At 66.5% G+C, this 257-nt stretch carries 1 protein-coding gene; it reads left to right on the top strand.

What is annotated here, in order from left to right; genetic code table 11:
• Positions 1-257: winged helix-turn-helix domain-containing protein (locus SB751_RS32655; RefSeq protein ID WP_410749338.1), on the top strand; the 257-nt coding region annotated here is incomplete at both ends.

The raw sequence follows: 257 nt of genomic DNA, 5'->3' as shown, positions 1-257 counted from the left end.
CTGCGCCCGTGCAGGCGCTGCAGTTCGGCGAGCTGACGATTTCGCCGCCGAACCGCACGGTCGCGTGGCGCGGCGAGCTCGTCGACCTGAAGACCACCGAGTTCAACCTGCTGCTGATCCTTGCGCGCGCAGCCGGTACCGTACTGAGTCGCGACGCGATCCTGAAGCAATTGCGCGGCATCGAGTTCGATGGCATCGACCGGTCGGTCGACGCGGGCATCTCGAAGCTGCGCCGACGCTTCGAGGACGATTCGTCC

It is taken from the genome of Cupriavidus sp. SIMBA_020 (assembly GCF_046535395.1).
GTDB lineage: Bacteria > Pseudomonadota > Gammaproteobacteria > Burkholderiales > Burkholderiaceae > Cupriavidus > Cupriavidus campinensis.
The sequence above is the reverse complement of the archived record's forward strand: the minus strand, read 5'-3'. Positions and strand labels throughout refer to the sequence as shown.